The sequence below is a fragment of the Streptomyces sp. NPDC127038 genome (assembly GCF_042725875.1).
In the GTDB taxonomy this organism is placed as follows: Bacteria; Actinomycetota; Actinomycetes; order Streptomycetales; family Streptomycetaceae; genus Streptomyces.
In genome coordinates, this window is sequence record NZ_JBHXDQ010000005.1 from 1 (window position 1) to 19,978 (window position 19,978).

The window sequence follows — 19,978 nt, forward strand, 5'->3', positions numbered from 1 at the left end:
TTACCTCGTTGGGGTGTTTTTTTTTTTTTTAATTCGCCGCGCGGGCCCCCCCGCCGCGCGGGGGGGGCCCCCCCGGGCCCCGGGCCCGCCGCCCCTCATCCGTTCCGCCTCCGTCATCGCCATTCCCAATTTCTGGAACGCGTTCTACGGTGTGCGCCGTCAGGTCGGGCTCGGAGGCAGGAGGCGCCGTGCATCTCGAATACACGCCGGAGCAGCAGCGGCTGCGGACCGAACTTCGTCTCTACTTCGCCGAGTTGGTGCCGGACCACGCCTACGCCCGCTATGCCGATCCTGCGGCGCAGAAGCGCTTCTACCGCGAGACGATCAGGCGCCTCGGCACGGACGGCTGGCTCGGCGTCGGCTGGCCCGAGGAGTACGGCGGGCGGGGCCTGAGCCCGATGGAGCAGTTCATCTTCTTCGACGAGGCCGCCCAGGCCGGGGTGCCGCTGCCGCTCATGGCGCTCAACACCGTGGGTCCGACGATCATGAAGTACGGAACCGAGGAGCAGAAGTCGTTCTTCCTGCCGAAGATCCTCTCCGGCGAGATCGACTTCGCGATCGGCTACAGCGAGCCCGGCGCCGGGACCGACCTCGCCGCGCTCAGGACCAGGGCCGTACGGGAGGGCGACGAGGACAGCGGTCACTACACGGTCGACGGCCAGAAGATCTGGACCACCAACGGCGACACCGCCGACTGGGTGTGGCTCGCGGTCCGCACCGATCCGGACGCCCCGCCGCACCGGGGCATCACCATGCTCCTCGTGCCGACCTCCGACCCCGGCTACTCGTGCACCGTCATCAACACGCTCGCCTCGCACGACACCACCGCCAGCTACTACGAGAACATCAAGGTCCCCGCCACGCGCCGAGTCGGCGAGGAGAACAAGGGCTGGCGGCTGATCACCAACCAGCTCAACCACGAGCGCGTGACGCTCGCCGCGCACGGCACCATGGCCATCCGCGCGCTGCACGACGTCCAGCGCTGGGCGATGGAGACGAAGCTCGCCGACGGACGCCGTGTGGTCGACCTGCCCTGGGTGCGGCGCCTCCTCGCCCGCACGCACACCAGGCTGGACGCCATGAAGCTCCTCAACTGGCGCATGGTGAACGCCGTCCAGGAGGGCACGCTCACCCCGCAGGACGCCTCCGCCGTCAAGGTGTACGGCTCCGAGGCGCGCCGGGACGCGTACGCCTGGCTGATGGAGATCGTCGCGGCCCCCGGCGCCCTCAAGGAGGGCTCGGCCGGCGCGGTCCTGCACGGCGAACTCGAACGCGGCTACCGCTCGGCCGTGATCTTCACCTTCGGCGGCGGCAACAACGAGATCCAGCGGGAGATCATCTCGTGGATCGGCCTGGGAATGCCCAGGGTCCGACGGTAGGCCCGTGCCGGCCTGCCTACCCGCCTCGCCAGTTATTCGACGTTGACCCCATAGGCGCGAGCGAGGCCGTCGAGCCCGTCTGCCCAGCCCTGGCCAATGGCGCGGAGTTTCCACACGGGGTGGCCGTCGGCAATGTGCCGGTAGAGCTCGGCAATGACCATGGCACGGATGGAGGGGTCGGCGGGAGGCTCGAAAGTCCAGGCAGCGGCGCCCGCACAGCCGAGGTTCAGGGTTGCGTGAGTGAGCGATCCGCAAGTCAAGCCGGTGTCGACGTCCATGTTGATGGCGATGGCGATCCGCTGCACGCGGTCGGGCAGGGCGGAGAGATGAACGGTGGCGCGTTCGACGGTGTGGGGGCCCTCTTGCTGTTTGCCGAGAAGGCGGGCGGCACCGTCCGCGGCGGACGGCTGGTTGTAGAAGACGAAGTCCTCGTCACCGGAGACCCTGCCGTCGTTCCCGACGAGGAACAGGGTGAGGTCGGCATCGGCGCCGGCGAAGCCGAAGGAGACGTGAAGTCCCTGACGGGCTTCCTCCGGCAGGACGAGGGTCTGGCCCGGGACGAGCACCTCGGACACGGTCGGCGGAGCGACGGGTGTGGGGTGCGACGGACCGGGAGCCTGTTGCTTCCACTCGGTGAATGACCGGATCCGGTAGGGGTCGCCGGGGGTGGCCGACGGGTCGGCGGGGGTGTTCGAGCCGAGGGTGATGTCCAGGTCGGCGAGGGACGGCTCGCCGGAGTCGGGGGCGTCCTGGGCGCCGTCCAGTAGGTCTTGGAGGCCGGGAACGCGGGTGGTGTCCAGCGGCTTGAGCGTGCTGGAGAAGGCGCCGGAGGCGGTGGTGGTGACGGCGCAAGCGAGATCCTGGCCGATGTCCAGGAACCGCAGGGCGTCCTCCGGGTCCCGCCAAGGCGTGGACTCGATCGCGTGTCGGGTCCAGCGGCCATAGGCGACAAAGCCCAGCCGTTGGGTGTCGGGCAAGCGAGTGAGGACGGCCAGGTCGATGGCTTCGACGCCGGGCGCGGTTGCGAAGCCTTCCTTGAGCGTGGCGATGATGTTGGAGCCCATGGCTGTCAACCACCACAGAGTCCGGTCGCGTTTGGTGAGGTTCTTCAGGGTGGGGCGCCCGCCGGGTGTGAGGCCGGCGGTCTGGGTGGGCATCGTGTCGAGGTCTTGCTGTCGCATGACGACCGAAAGGACCGCGCCATCCACGCCGACCGCGCAGCCGGCAGCCGGATTGTCGGAGAAGGCGTGGTTCACGGCCTCGCAGACGGTGGCCTCGTTGTTGGAGAGCAGCTCCCGCCACCACTGTCCGGCCTCGGTGACCATCTGTTCCCGTACGGAGAGCAGACGGGTCGTCTCCGCGGCCAGGTACTCGGGAGCGTCCTGCTGGGCGCGCTGTTTGGCGGCGGCGCGTTCGGCCCGTGCCAGGCGGCCCACTCCTTGCAGGTGAAAGGCCTGGGCTTCGGCGAGTGCCCAGGGAAGACCGAGCTGTGGAGCAGCTGGGATCACGGGCGGTCGCGCTGCGGCGAAGGACTGCAGGTGGACGCTGGTCATCTCCCGTCGCAGCTCTCGCAACCGGGCGATGGCGGCATCGCGCTCTGCTTCCTGTTGCGCTCTTTCCGCCTGGCGGCGCGCCCGCTCCAGCTGTGCGGGTGAAGGTGCGACCGACCGGGTCTGCGCGGTACGCCGTGTGGTGGTCCGCCGACGACCGCCGCTGAGGGAGCTCGACGCGTAGAAAGGACCGAGTCCCGTCGACACCCGTGTGCCGCCACTGCCCACGCTGAGCCTCGCGGCGCGCGGGCCCACGGAGGTCCGCACACCCCGTGTGGAGACACGCACACTCATGCCCGGCACACCGACACGGAATCCGAACCCCATGGCCCACCCCTTTCCCGGGGGCACAGTGTGGCACCAGCACATGCTTCAGGAGCAGATGTGGGGCTCATCTTTCCCAGCGGAGTCCGTCAGGGGCGCTTTCTGTCCAAAGTCGGAGACTGTTGTTCGGAACAGACAGCAGGGTGCGGAGCCGTCCTCGGGGGAGCCGGGCGGCCGTTCTGCCGGTGATCCGTTCGGGCTGCACCCTGCCCCGGCCCCCTAGCCCCAGCCCCCTCCCCGTGCCGCTCAGCGGGAGAGCCCTGATGTCCTCAGTACCCCACGCACCGTCTCGTCGTCGATCCGGTGTCCCAGTCGGTCGAGGAGCTCGGCTCCGTGGCGCAGTGTGCCGTGCTCGGTGGAGCGGCGCACGCCGGTGTCGAGTTCGTGCCAGATCAGCGGGTTCGCGGTGAGGACGCGGGGGTCGAGCTCCAGGCGGTTGCCGCTCACGTCCCGCAGTACGAGGTGGGAGGAGACGCCGTCGTACTGCCGCACGCTCGTCAGCGCGTCCGTGCGGACGAAGCGTCGGCGCCACGGTGTGCGGACGGCCAGCCAGCCGGGGCCGGCGCTCACCCGGGGTGGCAGCAGGACGAAACCCACCGCCGCGGACAAGGTGAGCCACAACAGGGCGCGCGGGGGTGTGAGGCTGCCCGCGTCCCAGTCGACGACCAGGGCCATGGCACAGAACAGCAGGGCGCAGCTCACCGCGAGCCGTGCGCTGCCGTGCCAGTTCCGGTCGCCGACCGAGCCGACCGGTCCGCTTCGTTCCACGCAACCGACGCTATGCGGCCCCGCCGGGTCCGGCGATCGTCGCTGACGGACTCCTGACGCCGAAGGCGCGGATGCTGACGGGTTCCGTACGCCCGCGTGCCGGCGCACGGGCGGCCTCCCTCGTCGCTGCCCGTCAAGATCCCGTCAAGGCAGGCCGGTCGGGCGCGAAGAAGTCGCAAGGAACGGCCCCTGACACAGGTACCGGACCGAACCTGGGCGCACCCGCGCGTCCTTCGGCCGTCGCGGGGCTGACGAAAGAAGGAGTACGCACCCATGTCCGTCCTGACCCCCACCGAGCAGCCGGATGCCGTCCCCTCCGGCGAGGAACCCCCTGATACGGGCGAGCGGCATCGGCTGACCGCCGTCACCGGGCTCGCGGCACTGTCGTTGGACGCGATGGCGTCGGTCGCGTACGGCCCGGAGGCGATCGTCCTCGTGCTCGCAGCCGCCGGTGCCGGCGGACTGGGCTGCACGATGCCGGTGACGCTCGCGATCGCCGGTCTGCTGGCGGTTCTGGTGGCCTCCTACCGGCAGGTCATCGCGGCCTTCCCGGACGGTGGCGGCTCCTATGCCGTGGCCAAGAGGCATCTCGGCCCGCGCACCAGCCTGGTGGCCGCGGCTTCGCTCGTCCTGGACTACGTCCTCAACGTCGCGGTCGCCGTGACGGCCGGAGTGGCGGCCCTGACCTCAGCCTTCCCGGCCCTGTACGACGACCGGCTGTGGCTGTGTCTGGCGGTGCTGGCCCTGATCACGGGCGTCAACCTGCGCGGGATCGTGGAGTCGGCGCGAGCGTTCATCGTGCCGACGGTCGTCTTCGTCGGCTCGATCTTCGTACTGATCGTCGTCGGGCTGTTCAGGTCCCACCCGGTGAGCACGGTGACCGCGGCCGGGCACGCCTCCGTCCTCGCGGACAACGCCTCGACCGTGGGTGCGCTGCTCCTGCTGAAGGCGTTCGCTTCCGGCTGCGCGGCTCTGACGGGTGTGGAGGCCATCGCGAACGCCGTCCCCTCCTTCCGGGTGCCGCGGGTCCGGCGGGCGCAGCACGCCGAGGTCGCCCTCGGCGCCGTCCTCGGACTGATGCTGATCGGTCTGTCGGTGCTGATCGGCCGCTTCCACCTCCAGCCGGTCGAGGGCGTCACCGTCCTCGCCCAGCTCGCGGACGCCTCCCTCGGCCACAACTGGGCCTTCTACGTGATCCAGTTCGCCACGATGATCCTGCTGGCGCTGTCGGCGAACACCTCCTTCGGCGGGCTTCCCGTCCTGATGAAGCTGCTCGCCCGCGACAACTACGCCCCGCACGTCTTCGCCCTGAAGGCCGACCGGCAGGTCCACCGGCACGGCGTCCTGGCGCTGGCCGCCGTCTCGGCCGCGCTGCTGGTCTTCTCCGGCGGGGACACGAACACCCTCGTGCCCCTGTTCGCCATCGGAGTCTTCGTCGGCTTCACGATCGCTCAGGTGGGCATGGTCAAGCACTGGCTGCTGGAGCGGCGGCGCGGCCTGCGCGGGAAGGTGCTGCTCAACGGCTTCGGCGCCCTGCTCACCGGCGTCGCCGCGGTCGTCGTCACCGCGAGCAAGTTCGCGGACGGCGCCTGGCTGATCGTGATCGCTCTCCCGGCCCTGGTGGCTGCCTTCGAGGCCGTGCACCGGGCCTACGGCCGGATCGGCGAGCGGCTCGGACTCGGCCGCGTCCCCGAGGCCCCCCGTCGCGAGCGCTCTCTGGTCGTCGTGCCGGTCTCCTCGGTCTCCCGGCTCACGTCGGAGGCGCTGACGGCGGCGGTCTCGCTCGGCGACGAGGTCCGCGCGGTGACCGTCTGCCATGCGGACCCCGAGGACCGGGCGCGGACGCATGCCTTCGAGCGTTCCTGGGCGGAGTGGGACCCGGGCGTGGAGCTGGTGCGGCTGGCGTGCGAACGGCGCGGACTGGGCCGTCCCATAGCCGCGTACGTCCGTGAGGCGGCGGCCGCCGCGCCCGGCACCCGGGTGACCGTGCTGATTCCGGAGACCGAACCGGAGCGGCTGTGGCAGCGCCTGCTGCAGAACCAGCGGGGCGCGGTGGTCGCCCACGCGGTACGGCGGGAGACGGACGCCGTGATCTGCCGGCTCCGTTTCCGGCTCTCGTGACGCGGACGACCGCAGGTCAGGGTGGTCTGCCCACCAGTGCGGGCCGACGGCCGTAAGGGTCCCGTCAAGGCCGCGCGCACCGCCGTAAGGGAGCCGTCAACGGCGACCGAATCCGGCCACGGAAGCGGTTTCCTCTAACCGTCCGCTTCAACCGAACCTCACTTCAGGAGTTTGCGATGGCCGATCTGGCCTTCGTCGTCACCGTGCTCGCGGTCTTCGCGCTGGTGGCCCTCGTCGCCAAGGGGGTGACGAAGCTGTGACCGCCGAGAACGTAGTCGGCCTGATCGTGGCCGTCGCCCTGCTGGGCTATCTCGTCCTCGCCCTGATCTTCCCGGAGAGGTTCTGAGACCAGATATGGGTTCCGTACTCGCAGGTGTGCTCCAGCTCGTCGCCCTCATAGGAGCGCTGGCGCTCGCCTACGTCCCCGTCGGCAATTACATGGCCCGGGTCTACTCCTCCACCAGGCACCTGCGGGTGGAGAAGTGGATCTACAGGGGCATCGGCGCCGACCCCGACGCCGAGATGACCTGGCCCGCGTATCTGCGCGGGGTCCTGGCCTTCTCCGCGGTCAGTGTCCTGTTCCTCTACCTGCTCCAGCGCCTCCAGGGCGTGCTGCCGGGTTCGCTGCACTTCTCCTCGGTGAACCCCGCCCAGTCCTTCAACACGGCCGTGTCGTTCGTGACCAACACCAACTGGCAGTCGTACTACGGCGAGCAGACCATGGGCCATGTCGTGCAGACCGCCGGTCTGGCCGTGCAGAACTTCCTCTCCGCGGCCGTGGGAATGGCGGTCGCGGTGGCGCTGGTGCGCGGCTTCACGCGCTCCCGCACCGGTGAACTCGGCAATTTCTGGCGGGACTTGGTGCGCGGCACGCTGCGCATCCTGCTGCCGGGTGCCGCGATCGCCGCGCTGGTCCTCGTCGCCTGCGGGGCGATCCAGAACTTCTCCGGCATCCACGAGGTCGGGCAGTTTTTCCAAGGGCACGGCATCGGCGGATCGCAGCAGTGGAACGGTGGCGCGGTCGCCTCCCAGGAGGCCATCAAGGAGCTGGGTACCAACGGCGGCGGCTACTTCAACGCCAACAGTGCCCACCCCTTCGAGAACCCGACCCCGTTCTCGAACCTGTTCGAGATCTTCCTGATCCTGGTGATCCCCTTCTCGCTGACCAGGACCTTCGGTGTGATGGCCGGCTCGGTGAAGCAGGGATACGCCATCCTCGCCACGATGGTCACCGTCTGGCTGGGCTTCACCGCCCTGATGATGTGGACCGAGTTCGCCCAGCACGGTCCGGCCCTCGGTCTCGCGGGCGGGGCGATGGAGGGCAAGGAGACCCGGTTCGGCGTCGGCGGCTCGTCGATCTTCGCGGTGGCGACGACACTGACCTCGACCGGCGCGGTGGACTCCTTCCACTCCTCGTTCACCGGACTCGGCGGCGGCATCACCATGCTGGGCATGCAGCTCGGGGAGATCGCGCCCGGCGGCACCGGCTCCGGCCTCTACGGCATGCTGATCATGGCGGTGATCGCGGTGTTCATCGCCGGTCTGATGGTCGGCCGCACCCCCGAGTACCTGGGCAAGAAGATCGGCGGCCGCGAGATGAAGCTCGCCGCCTGCTACATCCTGATCACCCCGGCCCTGGTCCTGGTCTTCACCGCCGCCTCCATGGCGCTGCCGACCCCGCCGCACTCGATCCTCAACTCCGGCGCGCACGGCTTCTCCGAGGTGCTGTACGCCTTCACCTCGGCGGCGAACAACAACGGCTCTGCCTTCGCCGGTCTGAACGCGAACACCGACTGGTACAACACCACGACCGCGCTCGCGATGCTGCTGGGCCGTTTCCTGCCCATGGTCTTCGTTCTGGCGCTGGCCGGTTCGCTGGCCGGACAGCGGCCGGTCCCGGTGACCGCGGGCACCCTGCGCACCGAGAAGCCGCTGTTCACGGGGCTGCTGGTGGGCGCGATCCTGATCATCACCGGCCTGACCTACTTCCCGGCCCTCGCTCTGGGCCCGCTGGCCGAGGGGCTGGCGTCATGACCACTCGCACAGACAACCAAGAGGACGCCGTGTCCACGACTGTTCCCACTCGGGCGCCGCACAGCGATGTGCCGACCGGCCACAAGGACGAAGGAAGGGTCGGTGCGGGTCTCTTCGACCCGAAGCAGCTGCTGAAGTCGCTGCCGGAGGCCTTCCGCAAGCTCGATCCGCGGGTGATGGTCAAGTCGCCCGTGATGTTCGTGGTGTGGATCGGGTCGGCGCTGACCACCGTCTTCTCCTTCAAGGACCCGGGCGACTGGTTCGGCTGGGCGATCAGTGCCTGGCTGTGGCTCACCGTCGTGTTCGCCAACCTGGCGGAGGCGGTCGCCGAGGGGCGCGGCAAGGCGCAGGCGGACACCCTGCGCAAGGCCAAGACCGACACCGTCGCCCGGCGGCTGGTGGGGGACCGCGAGGAGCAGGTGCCGGGCACCGAACTGAGGATCGGTGACCTGGTGGTCTGCGAGGCGGGCGACATCATCCCCGGTGACGGTGACGTCGTCGAGGGTGTCGCCTCGGTGGACGAGTCGGCGATCACCGGCGAGTCGGCCCCGGTCATCAGGGAGTCCGGCGGTGACCGGTCGGCGGTGACCGGTGGCACGAAGGTGCTCTCCGACCGGATCGTCGTCAAGATCACGACGAAGCCCGGTGAGACCTTCATCGACCGGATGATCGCCCTGGTGGAGGGCGCGGCCCGGCAGAAGACGCCCAACGAGATCGCGCTGAACATCCTGCTGGCCTCGCTGACGATCGTCTTCCTGCTGGCGGTGGCCACGCTGCCGCCGTTCGCCGACTACGCCGGCACCCATCTGACCATGGTCGTCCTGGTGGCCCTGCTGGTCTGTCTGATCCCGACCACCATCGGCGCGCTGCTCTCGGCGATCGGCATCGCCGGCATGGACCGGCTGGTGCAGCGCAATGTGCTCGCCATGTCGGGGCGGGCCGTCGAGGCCGCCGGTGACGTGTCGACGCTGCTGCTGGACAAGACCGGCACGATCACGCTCGGCAACCGGCAGGCCGCCGAGTTCGTCCCGGTGACGGGGACCACGGAGGCCGAGGTCGCCGACGCCGCCCAGCTCTCCTCGCTCGCCGACGAGACCCCCGAGGGCCGCTCGATCGTCGTCCTGGCGAAGGAGAGGTACGGGCTGCGCGAGCGCCACCAGGGCGAGCTGGCGGGCGCCGAGTGGATCGCCTTCACCGCCCAGACCCGCATGTCCGGCGTCGACGTAGACGGGCGCAGCATCCGCAAGGGCGCGGCCGGTTCGGTCATCGCCTGGGTCACCGGGCGCGGCGGCGAAGTGTCCCAGGACGCCACCGAGCTGACCGACCGGATCGCGGGCGCCGGCGGCACGCCGCTGCTGGTCGCGGCCGAGGACGAGCGCGGTGCCCGGGTCCTCGGTGTCATCCACCTCAAGGACGTGGTCAAGGACGGCATGCGGGAGCGGTTCGACGAGCTGCGCCGCATGGGCATCAAGACCGTCATGATCACGGGCGACAACCCGCTGACCGCCAAGGCGATCGCCGAGGAGGCGGGCGTCGACGACTTCCTGGCCGAGGCCACCCCCGAGGACAAGATGGCCCTCATCAAGCGGGAACAGGCCGGCGGCAAGCTCGTCGCGATGACCGGCGACGGCACCAACGACGCCCCCGCGCTCGCCCAGGCCGACGTCGGCGTGGCCATGAACACCGGGACCTCGGCCGCCAAGGAGGCCGGGAACATGGTGGACCTGGACTCCAACCCCACCAAGCTCATCGAGATCGTCGAGATCGGCAAGCAACTGCTGATCACCCGGGGCGCGTTGACGACGTTCTCCATCGCCAACGACGTCGCCAAGTACTTCGCGATCATCCCGGCGCTGTTCGCCGCGGTCTACCCGGGCCTGGACAGGCTCAACATCATGAACCTGTCCTCGCCCGACTCCGCGATCCTCTCCGCCGTCATCTTCAACGCGCTCATCATCATCGCGCTGGTCCCGCTCTCCCTGAAGGGCGTTCGCTACCGCCCGATGAGCGCCGACCGGATGCTCCGCCGCAACCTCGGAATCTACGGACTCGGCGGCCTCATCGCGCCGTTCGTAGGCATCAAGATCATCGACCTGCTCATCTCCCTCATCCCCGGGATCGGCTGACCGGCTATGAACAACTCCGTGACGAACACCGCGCGGCTGCTCGGCGCTGGCCTGCGCGCCCTCCTCGTGCTCACCCTGGTGACCGGCGTCATCTACCCACTGGCCGTCACCGGCATCGCCCAGGGGCTGTTCGCCGACAAGGCGAACGGCTCCGAGATCAAGGCGGACGGCAAGGTCGTCGGCTCCTCCCTCATCGGGCAGTCGTACGACCTGCCGCTGAAGAAGGGCCAGGAGACCCCCGCCCCGGACCTGAAGTGGTTCCAGGGCCGCCCGGCGAACGGACTCGGGACCAACACCGTCAACACCCGCTACAAGCTGATCCTGTCCGGCGCCACCAACCTCGCCGCCGACAGCAAGGTCCTGGTCAAGCAGGTCGAGGACGCCAAGGCCGCGGTCGTCAAGGACAACTCGGTGAACGGCTACACCGTGAAGCCCTCGGACGTGCCCGCCGACGCCGTCACCTCCTCCGGCTCCGGCCTCGACCCGGACATCTCTCCGCAGTACGCGGCGATCCAGGTGCACCGGATCGCCGCCAAGAACGGCCTGCCCGTCGCTCAGGTCCAGAAGCTGGTCGACGAGCAGACCCGGGGCCGCGCCCTCGGCTTCATCGGCGAACCCCGTGTCAACGTCCTCGAACTCAACATCGCGCTCAAGAACCTGCTCGCGAAGAATTGACCGCCTTACGCCATTCGCAACGGGAGTTGACACCTCAGGGTGCCAACTCCCCGCAGGCATGACAGGAGAAGCACACCCCATGACCCGGGTGCTCGTGGTGGACGACGACCCGCAGCTCGTACGGGCCCTCGTCATCAACTTGCAGGCACGTCACTACGGCGTGGACGCCGCCCCCGACGGAGCCACGGCCCTGCGGCTCGCCGCCGCCCGACAGCCCGACGTGGTCCTGCTCGACCTCGGCCTGCCCGACCTCGACGGCGTCGACGTCATCAAGGGCATACGGAGCTGGAGCCGCGTGCCGATCCTCGTCCTGTCGGCCCGGCGCGCGTCCGACGAGAAGGTCTCCGCCCTCGACGCCGGCGCCGACGACTACATCACCAAGCCCTTCAGCATGGACGAACTCCTCGCCCGGCTGCGGGCCGCCGTCCGCCGCACCGGGGACACACCGCTGGTTCCCGAGACGACGCTGGTCACGACGGAGCACTTCACCCTCGATCTGCTCGCCAAGAAGGCCGTTCGGGACGGGCGGGACGTACGGCTGACCCCGACCGAGTGGCATCTGCTGGAGATCCTGGTGGCCAACCGCGGTCGGCTGGTCTCGCAGAAGCAGCTGCTCCGGGAGGTGTGGGGCGCCTCGCAGAGCAACAAGACCAACTACCTGCGGGTGTACATGGCCCAGTTGCGCAGAAAGCTGGAGACGGACCCCTCGCACCCCCGCCACCTGATCACCAAACCCGGCATGGGCTATCGATTCGAAGGATGACATCGCACGAGGCGGGCTCCGGACATGTCCCGGCGCGGCACCGGGCGTCGGCAAGACGACCACCGCGGCGGTGTGTTCACCGAGACGGACGTGGACGCCGTCCTGCGGCGCGCTCTCGCGTTCCCGTTCGGGCCGGACGCGTCCGCGCCGCCTTCCCACCAGCGCTGTCAGTTTCCCGTCAATGTCGGTCGGATCCTCGTCAGCGTCCCGTCAGGACCGGTCCGGCGGCCGGGGGCTCCGGGCATAACGTCGAGAGCGAACCCCGGACCGCCTCCCCGCGTCCGGGGTCCCACAGATCAGAGCCCACGCTTTCTGCCCCTCGGGAGGCACCCATGACAGAACTCCTCCACGGCGAAGACCCCGAGCCCGCCGATCGGTTCCCGGCCGGACCCCTGTACGTACCGGTCCGGCCGGGTCCCTCCGGGTGTGCGGCCCGGCTCTTCCGTACCCCGATCGGCGCCCGTACGGCCGTCGGCTTCACCTCCGAGCGCCGGCTCACCGCCATGCTCGGGCCCGGCCAGGCGTGGATCAGGCTCGCCGAGCCCGCGCTGCGCGCGCTGACCGCGCCGCTCGGCGTCACCGTCCTCACGGTCGACCCGCAGTTCACCGCCCCGGCGCCCGCACGGGTCGCACCGCCCACCCGCATACTCGACCAGCCGCAGCTCGAACTCTCCGGCCTGTACTGCCGCCTGGGCTCGCGGATCACCGGTGTCACGCCGTACCTGGTCGCCGTACCCGTGGCCGGCGCCTGCCACCTGTCCATGGCCTCCTGCTACGACCTGGTCGACCGCCCGCCCGTGGTCGCCGTCCGCGACGGACAGGCCCGCCTGCTGGTCCGCCGGGAGTCCCTGGAGGACATCCGCCGCCGCGACGTGGGTCTGTGAGCGGTCCCTCGATCTCCCGGGCGGGCCGGTCATCCCTCCCTCGCCGACCGGCCCGTCCGGGACTCCGCGTCTACACGTCGATCTGCGAGCCCATGATGACCGTGCGGTCCCGGGGGAGGCCGAAGTACTCGGCGGCGTCAGCGGTGATGTACGAGGTGGCGATGAACAGCCGCTTGCGCCAAGGGGCCATCGTCGGTGCGGTGCCCCGACGGAGCTCGATCGTCGACAGGAAGTAGGACGCCCGGTCGAGCTGGAGCGGCCCCTCGGTCAGGGCCGGATCCAGCATCGCCAGGGTGCTCGGCACGTCCGGCGTCTCCATGTAGCCGAACCGCGCGGTGACGTGGATGATCCCGTCGTCGGTGTACCCGAGGTCGTCCACGACGAGCCGCCGGTCCGCGGGGAAGCGGGGCACCGGTTCGGTCTCGATGGCCAGCAGCACGACGTGGTCGTGCCGTACGTGGTTGTGCTCGACGTTGGCCCGCATGGCCAGCGGCGTGGTCTGCTTGCCCCGGTTGAGGAAGACGGCCGTTCCCGGGACGCGGAGCGTCGCCAGCTCACCGCTGCGGAGACTCTCCACGAACCCGGGCAGCGACCCCTCGTCCCGGACCCGTGCCGCCGTGACGATCGCGCGTCCGCGCTGCCAGGTGGTCATGACGGTGAACACGGTGACGCCGATCAGCAGCGGCAGCCAGGCACCGTGCACGAGCTTCGTCAGGTTGGCCGCCACGAAGAGCAGGTCCACGAAGAGCAGCGGGCTCGCGCCGAGGACGACCAGCCACAGCGGTGTTCTCCACTTGGCCCGTGCGACGTAGAAGAACAGCAGGGTGGTGATCGTGATGGTGCCGGTCACCGCCATGCCGAACGCGAACGCCAGCGCCGTGGAACTGCGGAACGCGAAGACCAGGGTGAGGACCGAGACCATGAGCAGCCAGTTGATCCAGGGAACGTAGATCTGGCCGATCGTGGACTCCGAGGTGTGCGCGATGCGCAGCCTCGGCAGATAACCGAGCTTGGCGGCCTGGGAGGTGACGGAGTAGGCGCCCGTGATCACCGCCTGCGAGGCGATCACCGTGGCCGCCGTGGCCAGCAGGACCATCGGCCATCTGCCCCAGTGGGGCACGAGCAGGAAGAAGGGGCTGCTGATGTTGCCGTGGTCCGCAAGGATCAGCGCGCCCTGGCCGAAGTAGCTGAGAACGCACGCCGGGAGGACGAGGAACATCCAGCCGCGCGTGATGGCCCGGCGGCCGAAGTGCCCCATGTCCGCGTAGAGCGCTTCCGCGCCGGTGACCGAGAGCACGACCGCGGCGAGGGCGAAGAAGGCGGTGCCGAAGTGACCGAACAGGAAGCCGAGCGCGTACGTGGGTGACAGCGCCCTGAGGATCGCCGGGTGGTCGATGATGCCGTCCACGCCGCAGGCGCCGATGACCACGAACCAGGTGACCATGACCGGCCCGAACACCCGCCCCACCGCCGCGGTCCCCCTGCGCTGCACCAGGAACAGCACGACGATGATGACCGCGGTGATCGGCACGACCGCGCTCTCCAGCGACGGCTGGACGACCTTGAGCCCCTCGACCGCGGAGAGCACCGAGATCGCCGGAGTGATCATGCTGTCGCCGAAGAACAGCGAGGCGCCGAAGACACCGAGTGCGGCCAGTACGGCCGTGATCCGTCGGCCACCCCGCGATCCCCACCGCTGCACGAGAGTGATCAGCGCCATGATGCCGCCCTCACCGTCGTTGTCGGCGCGCATCGCCAGCAGCACATAGGTGACCGTCACGATGGTCATCACCGACCAGAACACCAGGGACACGACGCCGTACACGTTGCCGGTGGTGACGGGGACCGGATGCGGGTCGTTCGGGTCGAACACGGTCTGCAGGGTGTAGATCGGGCTGGTCCCGATGTCGCCGAAGACCACGCCGAGAGCACCGATCACCAGCGCGAGGCGCACCGCGTCGTGCGCGCTCGGACCGTGCTCCTCCGGTGGCCCCGCCGTTCCGCCGCCCGACGCGGCCCCGCTCCGGGGATCGGTCATGGCGTGCTCCTCCGCTCGGTGGCTGCATTTCGGACGAGACGTGCCGATGGGCACCTTTCGTCGCGACGATACCGATCAGGTGCACAACCGCTCGTAGCGCACGCCGGTTCGCTTCCAGGCGGCCCCGTTGAAGTTCACGGGCGCGACCCGCGATCACGCCTCCGGACGGCGGGCCAGGACGTGCGCGTCCAGGAAGCCCCGTTCGGAGGCCGGATCGTGGAGCAGGCGGGCGAAGGGGGTGAGCCCGGCGTCGGTCAGCAGGTCGGCGAATCGGTCGACCGGCCAGCTGTAGGCGGGCGTCACCTTGTGGTCGAAGCGGACCGGTTCCGGTCCCTCGGTCCCGAAGAGCGAGACCAGGAGCAGGCCGCCCGGTGCCAGGACGCGTACCTGCTCGGCGAGCAGCGCGGGCAGGTCCCCGGGCGGGGTGTGGATCATCGAGTAGTGGGCCAGTACGCCGCCGAGCGCGCCGTCCGCGACGGGCAGGGCCTCCATGCGCGCCTCGTCGAACCGCAGCGTCGGATGCGCCCCGCGGGCATGGGCGACCATGCCCGGGGAGAGATCGAGCCCGAACGCGTCCAGCCCCAACTCGTGCAGCATGGCGGTCAGATGGCCGGGCCCGCACCCGACGTCGGCCGCCCGCGGGTTCCCTGTCGCCCGCACCAGCTCGGCGAACGTACCGATCATGTTCCGCGAGAACGGATGCGTCTCCAGCCGGTCGGCGAACCGTGATGCGTACAGCTCCACGACGTCGTCGTAGGCGGCCCTGGTCCCGTCCTGATACCCCGTCACGGGAAGGGAAGCTACACCGACGCGTCCGCGGCACGGTCCCCGGGTCGGGTGCCGACGCTCGCCCCTGGAGATCATCCTGACGCCACTCTTGCTGTTAGAGTGCAATTGCAAGTCACTCGCAATAACGTCGGAGGACGTTGGACATGGCGGTTTACACGCTCCCGGAGCTTCCGTACGACTACGCGGCGCTCGAACCGGTCATCGACCCGGAGATCGTCGAGCTGCACCACGACAAGCACCACGCCGCGTACGTCAAGGGCGCGAACGACACCCTGGAGCGGCTGGCGGAGGCCCGGGACAAGGAGCGGTGGGGCTCGGTCAACGGCTTGGAGAAGAACCTGGCCTTCCATCTCTCCGGGCACATCCTGCACAGCATCTACTGGCACAACATGACCGGCGACGGAGGCGGCGAGCCCCTCGCGGAGGACGGCCTCGGCGACCTCGCCGACGCCGTCGCCGAGTCCTTCGGCTCCTTCGCGGGATTCAAGGCCCAGCTGACCAAGGCGTCGGCGACCACGCAGGGTTCGGGCTGGGGCGTCCTCGCGTACGAGCCGCTCAGCGGCCGCCTGATCGTCGAGCAGGTCTACGACCACCAGGGCAACGTCGGCCAGGGCTCGACCCCGATCCTGGTCTTCGACGCCTGGGAGCACGCCTTCTACCTCCAGTACAAGAACCAGAAGGTCGACTTCATCGACGCGATGTGGGCCGTCGTCAACTGGCAGGACGTGGCCCGGCGTTACGCCGCCGCCAAGCAGCGCGGCGACAGTCTGCTGCTCACGCCGTGATGTCGTAACGACGTCAGTGACCGAGTCCGAGTCCGGGTCTGGGTCCGGGTCCGCGTCCGCGTCCGCGTCCGCACAGACGTCCTGCTCGTGATCGTCTTCTCAACCTTCACGGCAGGCGGCACAAAGGAAGGGCTCCCGCGAGGACGTGACCTGCGGGAGCCCTTCCGTCCGCGGTTCTCGACCTCACTCGATCGGCTCGCACGACATGGCCGCGACGGTCAGCGGTTCGGGTCCCGCGGTGGATCACGATGGGGGTCTGACGAAACCGGGCCACGCGATGGACCCGGGCCGCTGGAGATCCCTGAGGAGAGCACTGTGATCACTCGTTCCGCTCGCCGGACCCGCCGGACCCTTCAGCCGTTCGGCGCGGGGGCCTCCGTGCTGCTGGCCCTGAGTGCCTGTTCCTCCTCGTCCAAGTCCTCCGGCTCCTCGGCCGAGGTGCACGCCTCCGCCGCGGCGGCCGCCTCCTCGAAGCTGTCCGGCACCGTGACCGTGTTCGCCGCCGCCTCGCTCCAGGAGGCCTTCACCCAGATCGGCAAGGACTTCGAGCAGGCACACCCGGGCACGAAGGTGACCTTCAGCTTCGGCGGGAGCGACACCCTGGCCGCGAGCATCAAGGGCGGTGCCCCGGCGGAGGTGTTCGCCGCGGCCAGCCCCAAGACGATGAAGATCGTCACGGATGCCGGGGACGCCTCCGGCACGCCGGCCACCTTCGCCCGCAACCAGCTGGAGATCGCCGCCCTGCCCGGCAACCCGGACAAGATCTCCTCGCTGAAGGACCTCACCAAGTCCGGGCTCAAGGTCGTGCTGTGCGACAAGGACGTGCCGTGCGGCGCCGCCACGCAGAAGGTCCTGACCTCCGCCGGCGTCACGCTGACCCCGGTCTCCTACGAGCAGGACGTGAAGGCCGCCCTGAACAAGGTGGTGCTCAAGGAGGCCGACGCGTCCATCGTCTACAAGACCGATGTGAAGGCCGCGGGGGACAAGGTGACCGGCGTGGAGTTCCCCGAGTCGTCCGACGCGATCAACGACTATCCGATCGTCGAGCTGAAGAACGCGAAGAACGCCGACGCCGCGCGGCAGTTCATCGCCTTCGTGCAGTCCGCCCAGGGCCAGAAGGTCCTGACCGACGCCGGGTTCCTGAAGCCGTGAGGGCCGGCCCCTCCGTCATGGGGAGGGGCTCCCGTACGCCGTCGGCGGCCGGCCGAGGAGTTTCTTGAACGCGGCCGTGTAGGCGGCGGGGTTGTCGTAACCCAGCACGGCCGCGATGCGCGTCACGGGCGTGCGTACGGCGAGAAGGTGCAGGGAGTGCAGGACACAGGCACGCTGCCGCCACTGCGCGAAGCTCAGCCCCGTGCCGTCGCGGAACCGGCGGGCGAGCGTTCTCTCGCTGACGTTCAGGGCGGCGCACCAGCGTGCGGGCGGGTCGTGGATGTCCGGGTTCCCCAGGAACGCCTCGCACAGGCCGCGCAGTCGGGGATCGGAGGGCAGCGGCACGTCCAGGGGCAGCGGGGTGAGGCTCTTGAGCTCGTGCAGGACGAGCGCGGCGAGCGCCGCGTCCCGGCCGTGCTCGGGGTAGCGCGGTTCCATCTCCACGGCCTCCAGGATCAGCGCGCGCAGCAGGGCGGAGACGTCCACGGTCCGGCAGCGGGAGGGGAACCACGGCACCGCGGCCGGTTCGATGTACAGACTGCGGGTGCTGACCTCGGTCATCGTGACCTGATGCCTGGTCATGGGCGGGATCAGCACCGCACGGGCGGTGGGGATCGTCCAGCTGCCGTCCGCCGTCTCGACCCGCATGACGCCGGTGGCCGCGTACAGCACCTGGGCGCGCCGGTGTTCGTGCCAGCCGAGCAGGTGGTCACGGGGGTAGTCGGTGCCGATGGCCAGGACGGCGCGAGCGAGCTCGTCGACCTCCGCGACCGGGATGTTGCGCATGCCGCGAGGGTACGTGGGCCCGTACGCCGTGTCCGCTGCGCGTAGGAAGACGGCCGGTCATCGCTTGGCCGCCACGGTGCCGGATCCCTAACGTCTCACCGTGCTCACCTCGTTCCTCACTCTCCTGTCGTTCGGGTGCCTGACCGGCATCACCACCGTGTTCTTCGGCTTCGGCGGAGGCTTCGTCTCCGTACCCGTCGTCTACGGCGTACTGACCGCCGCGGCCCGCCCGGGACCGGACGCCATGCATGTCGCGGTGGCGACCTCGGCGGCGGTCATGACGGTCAACGCCGTGGCCGCGACACTGGCCCAGTGGCGTGCCGGCCGGCTGCGTCACGCGGACCTCCGGCCGCTGGCGGCGTTCATCACGATCGGCGCCGCCGCCGGATCCCTCGCGTCCACGTTCATCGGTGGTACGGAGCTGCGCGTGCTGTTCGTGGTCTACCTGCTGGTGACGATCACCGACAGCCTGCTGCGGAAGGGCTTCCTCTCCCCGGCGCTGCGGAAGTCCCCCGAGCCCCTGGGCCGGGGCACGACCACCTTCGGCGGCATGGGCATCGGGCTGGTGGCCGCCGCGCTGGGAGTCGGCGGCAGCGTCATGACGGTCCCGCTGCTGCGGCGCAGGGGCCATCCCATGGCCGAGGCCACCGCGATGGCCGGCCCCCTCAGCGTCCCCGTCGCCCTGGCCGGGACCCTCGTCTACGCCCTGACCCCCGCCGCGACCGCCGGCTGGGGCCGGTTCGGTTACGTCGATCTCACCGCGGGCGCGGCCCTGCTCCTCGGGTCGCTGCCCACCATCGCCGCCGTGCGGCGCGCCCCCGGACGCGTCCCGGACCGCGTCCACTCCGTCGCGTACGTCCTGCTGCTCCTGGCGGTCCTGATCGTGATGACGGTCACGGACGCGTGACGCCGACCCCGGCGACACTCCGCCCAGGCCATGACGTGCGTGACCGCCGGCGCCGGCGGAACCAGGTCCAGGACCGCCGCTCTCCGCCGGGGTCCCGGTCACGGACCCCTTCCCCGTGCAGGGTAGTCGGCGTTCACGTGATGGATTCCGGTTGCCGGAGATCGAGTTCAGCTCCTACCGTCGGTTCCATGGCGGATGACGAACTCACGCGCGCGGCACGGCTCCTGGACGCCCAGACGAAGGCCGTGCGGCTCTTCGCGGAGATCGAGGAACGTGGGCTCGTGGCGCCCGGTCAGGGGGAACGGGCGGTCAGCGACCGGATCCGGGACCTGGCGAACGAGCTGTTCGGGACGACCCGGCACTGGCACAAGCGGATCGTCCGTTCGGGCCCGAACACCCTCCTGCCGTACAAGGAGAACCCGCCGGACCGGCTGATCGGCGCGGACGACATCGCGTTCGCCGACCTCGGGCCCATCTTCGAGGAGTACGAGGCCGACTTCGGCCGGACCTTCGTCCTCGGCGACGACCCGGTCAAGCACCGCCTGCGCGACGACCTGCCCCGGGTCTTCGCCGCGGGCCGGCGCTTCTTCGAGGCCGACCCCGACATCACCGGCAAGCGGCTGTACGCCGAGGTCGAACGGCTGGCCACGGAGGCCGGCTGGGAGCTCGGCGGCTGGCACGCGGGCCATCTGGTCGGCGAGTTCCCGCACGAGACGATCGAGGGCGCGCACGTCGAGTCGTACATCGCGCCGGACAACGACACCCCGCTGCGGCGCACCGACAGGACCGGCCGCCGCTGCCACTGGATCCTGGAGATCCATCTCGTCGACCGCGAGCACGGGTTCGGCGGGTTCCACGAGGAGTTGCTGGATCTCGGCTGATCCAGCAGGGCGAGTC

The 19,978-nt window shown here is 69.9% G+C and carries 16 protein-coding genes and 1 pseudogene; 12 read left to right on the forward strand and 5 right to left on the reverse strand.

Annotated features, from left to right (window positions below; all coding sequences use genetic code 11):
• The first annotated feature begins 188 nt into the window (after positions 1-188).
• Positions 189-1,379: an acyl-CoA dehydrogenase family protein gene (locus ACFWI4_RS05290; protein ID WP_387191204.1), complete on the forward strand. Its 1,191-nt coding sequence runs from the start codon at positions 189-191 to the stop codon at positions 1,377-1,379.
• Between the two features lie 32 nt (positions 1,380-1,411).
• On the opposite strand, the gene ACFWI4_RS05295 is transcribed toward ACFWI4_RS05290, so the two are convergent.
• Entirely contained in the window at positions 1,412-2,815 is a 1,404-nt protein-coding gene (locus ACFWI4_RS05295) for a TerD family protein (RefSeq protein WP_387191206.1), read from the reverse strand.
• 684 nt (positions 2,816-3,499) lie between these two features.
• Positions 3,500-4,021 (reverse strand): hypothetical protein, encoded by a 522-nt coding sequence (locus ACFWI4_RS05300; protein WP_387191208.1) that lies wholly within the window; start codon positions 4,019-4,021, stop codon positions 3,500-3,502.
• 273 nt (positions 4,022-4,294) lie between these two features.
• On the opposite strand from ACFWI4_RS05300, the gene ACFWI4_RS05305 reads away from it, so the two are divergent.
• The 7 genes and pseudogenes from ACFWI4_RS05305 to ACFWI4_RS05335 form a co-directional block, all read left to right on the forward strand.
• Positions 4,295-6,142: an APC family permease gene (locus tag ACFWI4_RS05305; protein WP_387191210.1), complete on the forward strand. Its 1,848-nt coding sequence runs from the start codon at positions 4,295-4,297 to the stop codon at positions 6,140-6,142.
• A 256-nt stretch (positions 6,143-6,398) separates the two neighbouring features.
• The gene (gene kdpF / locus ACFWI4_RS05310; protein WP_018566520.1) at positions 6,399-6,488 is read left to right on the forward strand and encodes a K(+)-transporting ATPase subunit F; all 90 of its coding nucleotides are present in this window, start codon (positions 6,399-6,401) and stop codon (positions 6,486-6,488) included.
• A gap of 8 nt (positions 6,489-6,496) precedes the next feature.
• Positions 6,497-8,176 carry a potassium-transporting ATPase subunit KdpA gene (gene kdpA / locus ACFWI4_RS05315; protein WP_387191212.1) on the forward strand — a complete coding sequence of 560 codons (1,680 nt, stop codon included), beginning with the start codon at positions 6,497-6,499 and terminating at the stop codon, positions 8,174-8,176.
• A complete protein-coding gene (gene kdpB / locus ACFWI4_RS05320; protein ID WP_387191214.1) occupies positions 8,173-10,302 on the forward strand; it encodes a potassium-transporting ATPase subunit KdpB in 2,130 nt (709 codons plus the stop codon). The genes kdpA and kdpB overlap by 4 nt, the downstream gene beginning before the upstream one ends.
• A gap of 6 nt (positions 10,303-10,308) precedes the next feature.
• A complete protein-coding gene (locus ACFWI4_RS05325; RefSeq protein WP_387191216.1) occupies positions 10,309-10,977 on the forward strand; it encodes a potassium-transporting ATPase subunit C in 669 nt (222 codons plus the stop codon).
• Positions 10,978-11,056: 79 nt separating this feature from the next.
• The gene (locus ACFWI4_RS05330) at positions 11,057-11,740 is read left to right on the forward strand and encodes a response regulator (RefSeq protein WP_387191218.1); all 684 of its coding nucleotides are present in this window, start codon (positions 11,057-11,059) and stop codon (positions 11,738-11,740) included.
• A 332-nt stretch (positions 11,741-12,072) separates the two neighbouring features.
• Positions 12,073-12,384, forward strand: a pseudogene (locus ACFWI4_RS05335) (SAV_915 family protein); the annotation flags it as partial.
• A 310-nt stretch (positions 12,385-12,694) separates the two neighbouring features.
• Here ACFWI4_RS05335 and ACFWI4_RS05340 read toward each other — a convergent pair.
• Positions 12,695-14,662, reverse strand: coding sequence for a potassium transporter Kup (locus ACFWI4_RS05340; protein WP_387191220.1), 1,968 nt, complete (start codon positions 14,660-14,662; stop codon positions 12,695-12,697).
• Positions 14,663-14,815: 153 nt separating this feature from the next.
• Positions 14,816-15,451, reverse strand: coding sequence for a class I SAM-dependent methyltransferase (locus ACFWI4_RS05345; RefSeq protein ID WP_387191222.1), 636 nt, complete (start codon positions 15,449-15,451; stop codon positions 14,816-14,818).
• A gap of 143 nt (positions 15,452-15,594) precedes the next feature.
• Between ACFWI4_RS05345 and ACFWI4_RS05350 the strand changes: the two genes are divergently transcribed.
• The gene (locus ACFWI4_RS05350) at positions 15,595-16,236 is read left to right on the forward strand and encodes a superoxide dismutase (RefSeq protein ID WP_387191224.1); all 642 of its coding nucleotides are present in this window, start codon (positions 15,595-15,597) and stop codon (positions 16,234-16,236) included.
• A gap of 318 nt (positions 16,237-16,554) precedes the next feature.
• Positions 16,555-17,388, forward strand: a complete 834-nt coding sequence (gene modA / locus ACFWI4_RS05355) for a molybdate ABC transporter substrate-binding protein (RefSeq protein WP_387191530.1) — start codon at positions 16,555-16,557, stop codon at positions 17,386-17,388.
• 15 nt (positions 17,389-17,403) lie between these two features.
• On the opposite strand, the gene ACFWI4_RS05360 is transcribed toward modA, so the two are convergent.
• Positions 17,404-18,174 carry an AraC family transcriptional regulator gene (locus ACFWI4_RS05360; RefSeq protein ID WP_387191226.1) on the reverse strand — a complete coding sequence of 257 codons (771 nt, stop codon included), beginning with the start codon at positions 18,172-18,174 and terminating at the stop codon, positions 17,404-17,406.
• A 100-nt stretch (positions 18,175-18,274) separates the two neighbouring features.
• Here ACFWI4_RS05360 and ACFWI4_RS05365 point away from each other — a divergent pair, with 100 nt between their 5' ends.
• Both ACFWI4_RS05365 and ACFWI4_RS05370 read left to right on the forward strand, forming a co-directional pair.
• Entirely contained in the window at positions 18,275-19,081 is an 807-nt protein-coding gene (locus ACFWI4_RS05365) for a sulfite exporter TauE/SafE family protein (protein ID WP_387191228.1), read from the forward strand.
• A gap of 188 nt (positions 19,082-19,269) precedes the next feature.
• Entirely contained in the window at positions 19,270-19,962 is a 693-nt protein-coding gene (locus ACFWI4_RS05370) for a M24 family metallopeptidase (protein WP_387191230.1), read from the forward strand.
• The last annotated feature ends 16 nt before the right edge of the window (positions 19,963-19,978 follow it).

Excerpts from the sequence above, each read along its gene's own strand:
- kdpB (WP_387191214.1), top strand. The coding sequence starts at position 8,173 with ATGACCACTCGCACAGACAACCAAGAGGACGCCGTGTCCACGACTGTT.
- ACFWI4_RS05330 (WP_387191218.1), top strand. The coding sequence starts at position 11,057 with ATGACCCGGGTGCTCGTGGTGGACGACGACCCGCAGCTCGTACGGGCC.
- ACFWI4_RS05370 (WP_387191230.1), top strand. The coding sequence starts at position 19,270 with ATGGCGGATGACGAACTCACGCGCGCGGCACGGCTCCTGGACGCCCAG.
- ACFWI4_RS05305 (WP_387191210.1), top strand. The coding sequence starts at position 4,295 with ATGTCCGTCCTGACCCCCACCGAGCAGCCGGATGCCGTCCCCTCCGGC.
- ACFWI4_RS05340 (WP_387191220.1), bottom strand. The coding sequence starts at position 14,662 with ATGACCGATCCCCGGAGCGGGGCCGCGTCGGGCGGCGGAACGGCGGGG.
- ACFWI4_RS05360 (WP_387191226.1), bottom strand. The coding sequence starts at position 18,174 with ATGCGCAACATCCCGGTCGCGGAGGTCGACGAGCTCGCTCGCGCCGTC.
- ACFWI4_RS05325 (WP_387191216.1), top strand. The coding sequence starts at position 10,309 with ATGAACAACTCCGTGACGAACACCGCGCGGCTGCTCGGCGCTGGCCTG.
- ACFWI4_RS05350 (WP_387191224.1), top strand. The coding sequence starts at position 15,595 with ATGGCGGTTTACACGCTCCCGGAGCTTCCGTACGACTACGCGGCGCTC.
- kdpA (WP_387191212.1), top strand. The coding sequence starts at position 6,497 with ATGGGTTCCGTACTCGCAGGTGTGCTCCAGCTCGTCGCCCTCATAGGA.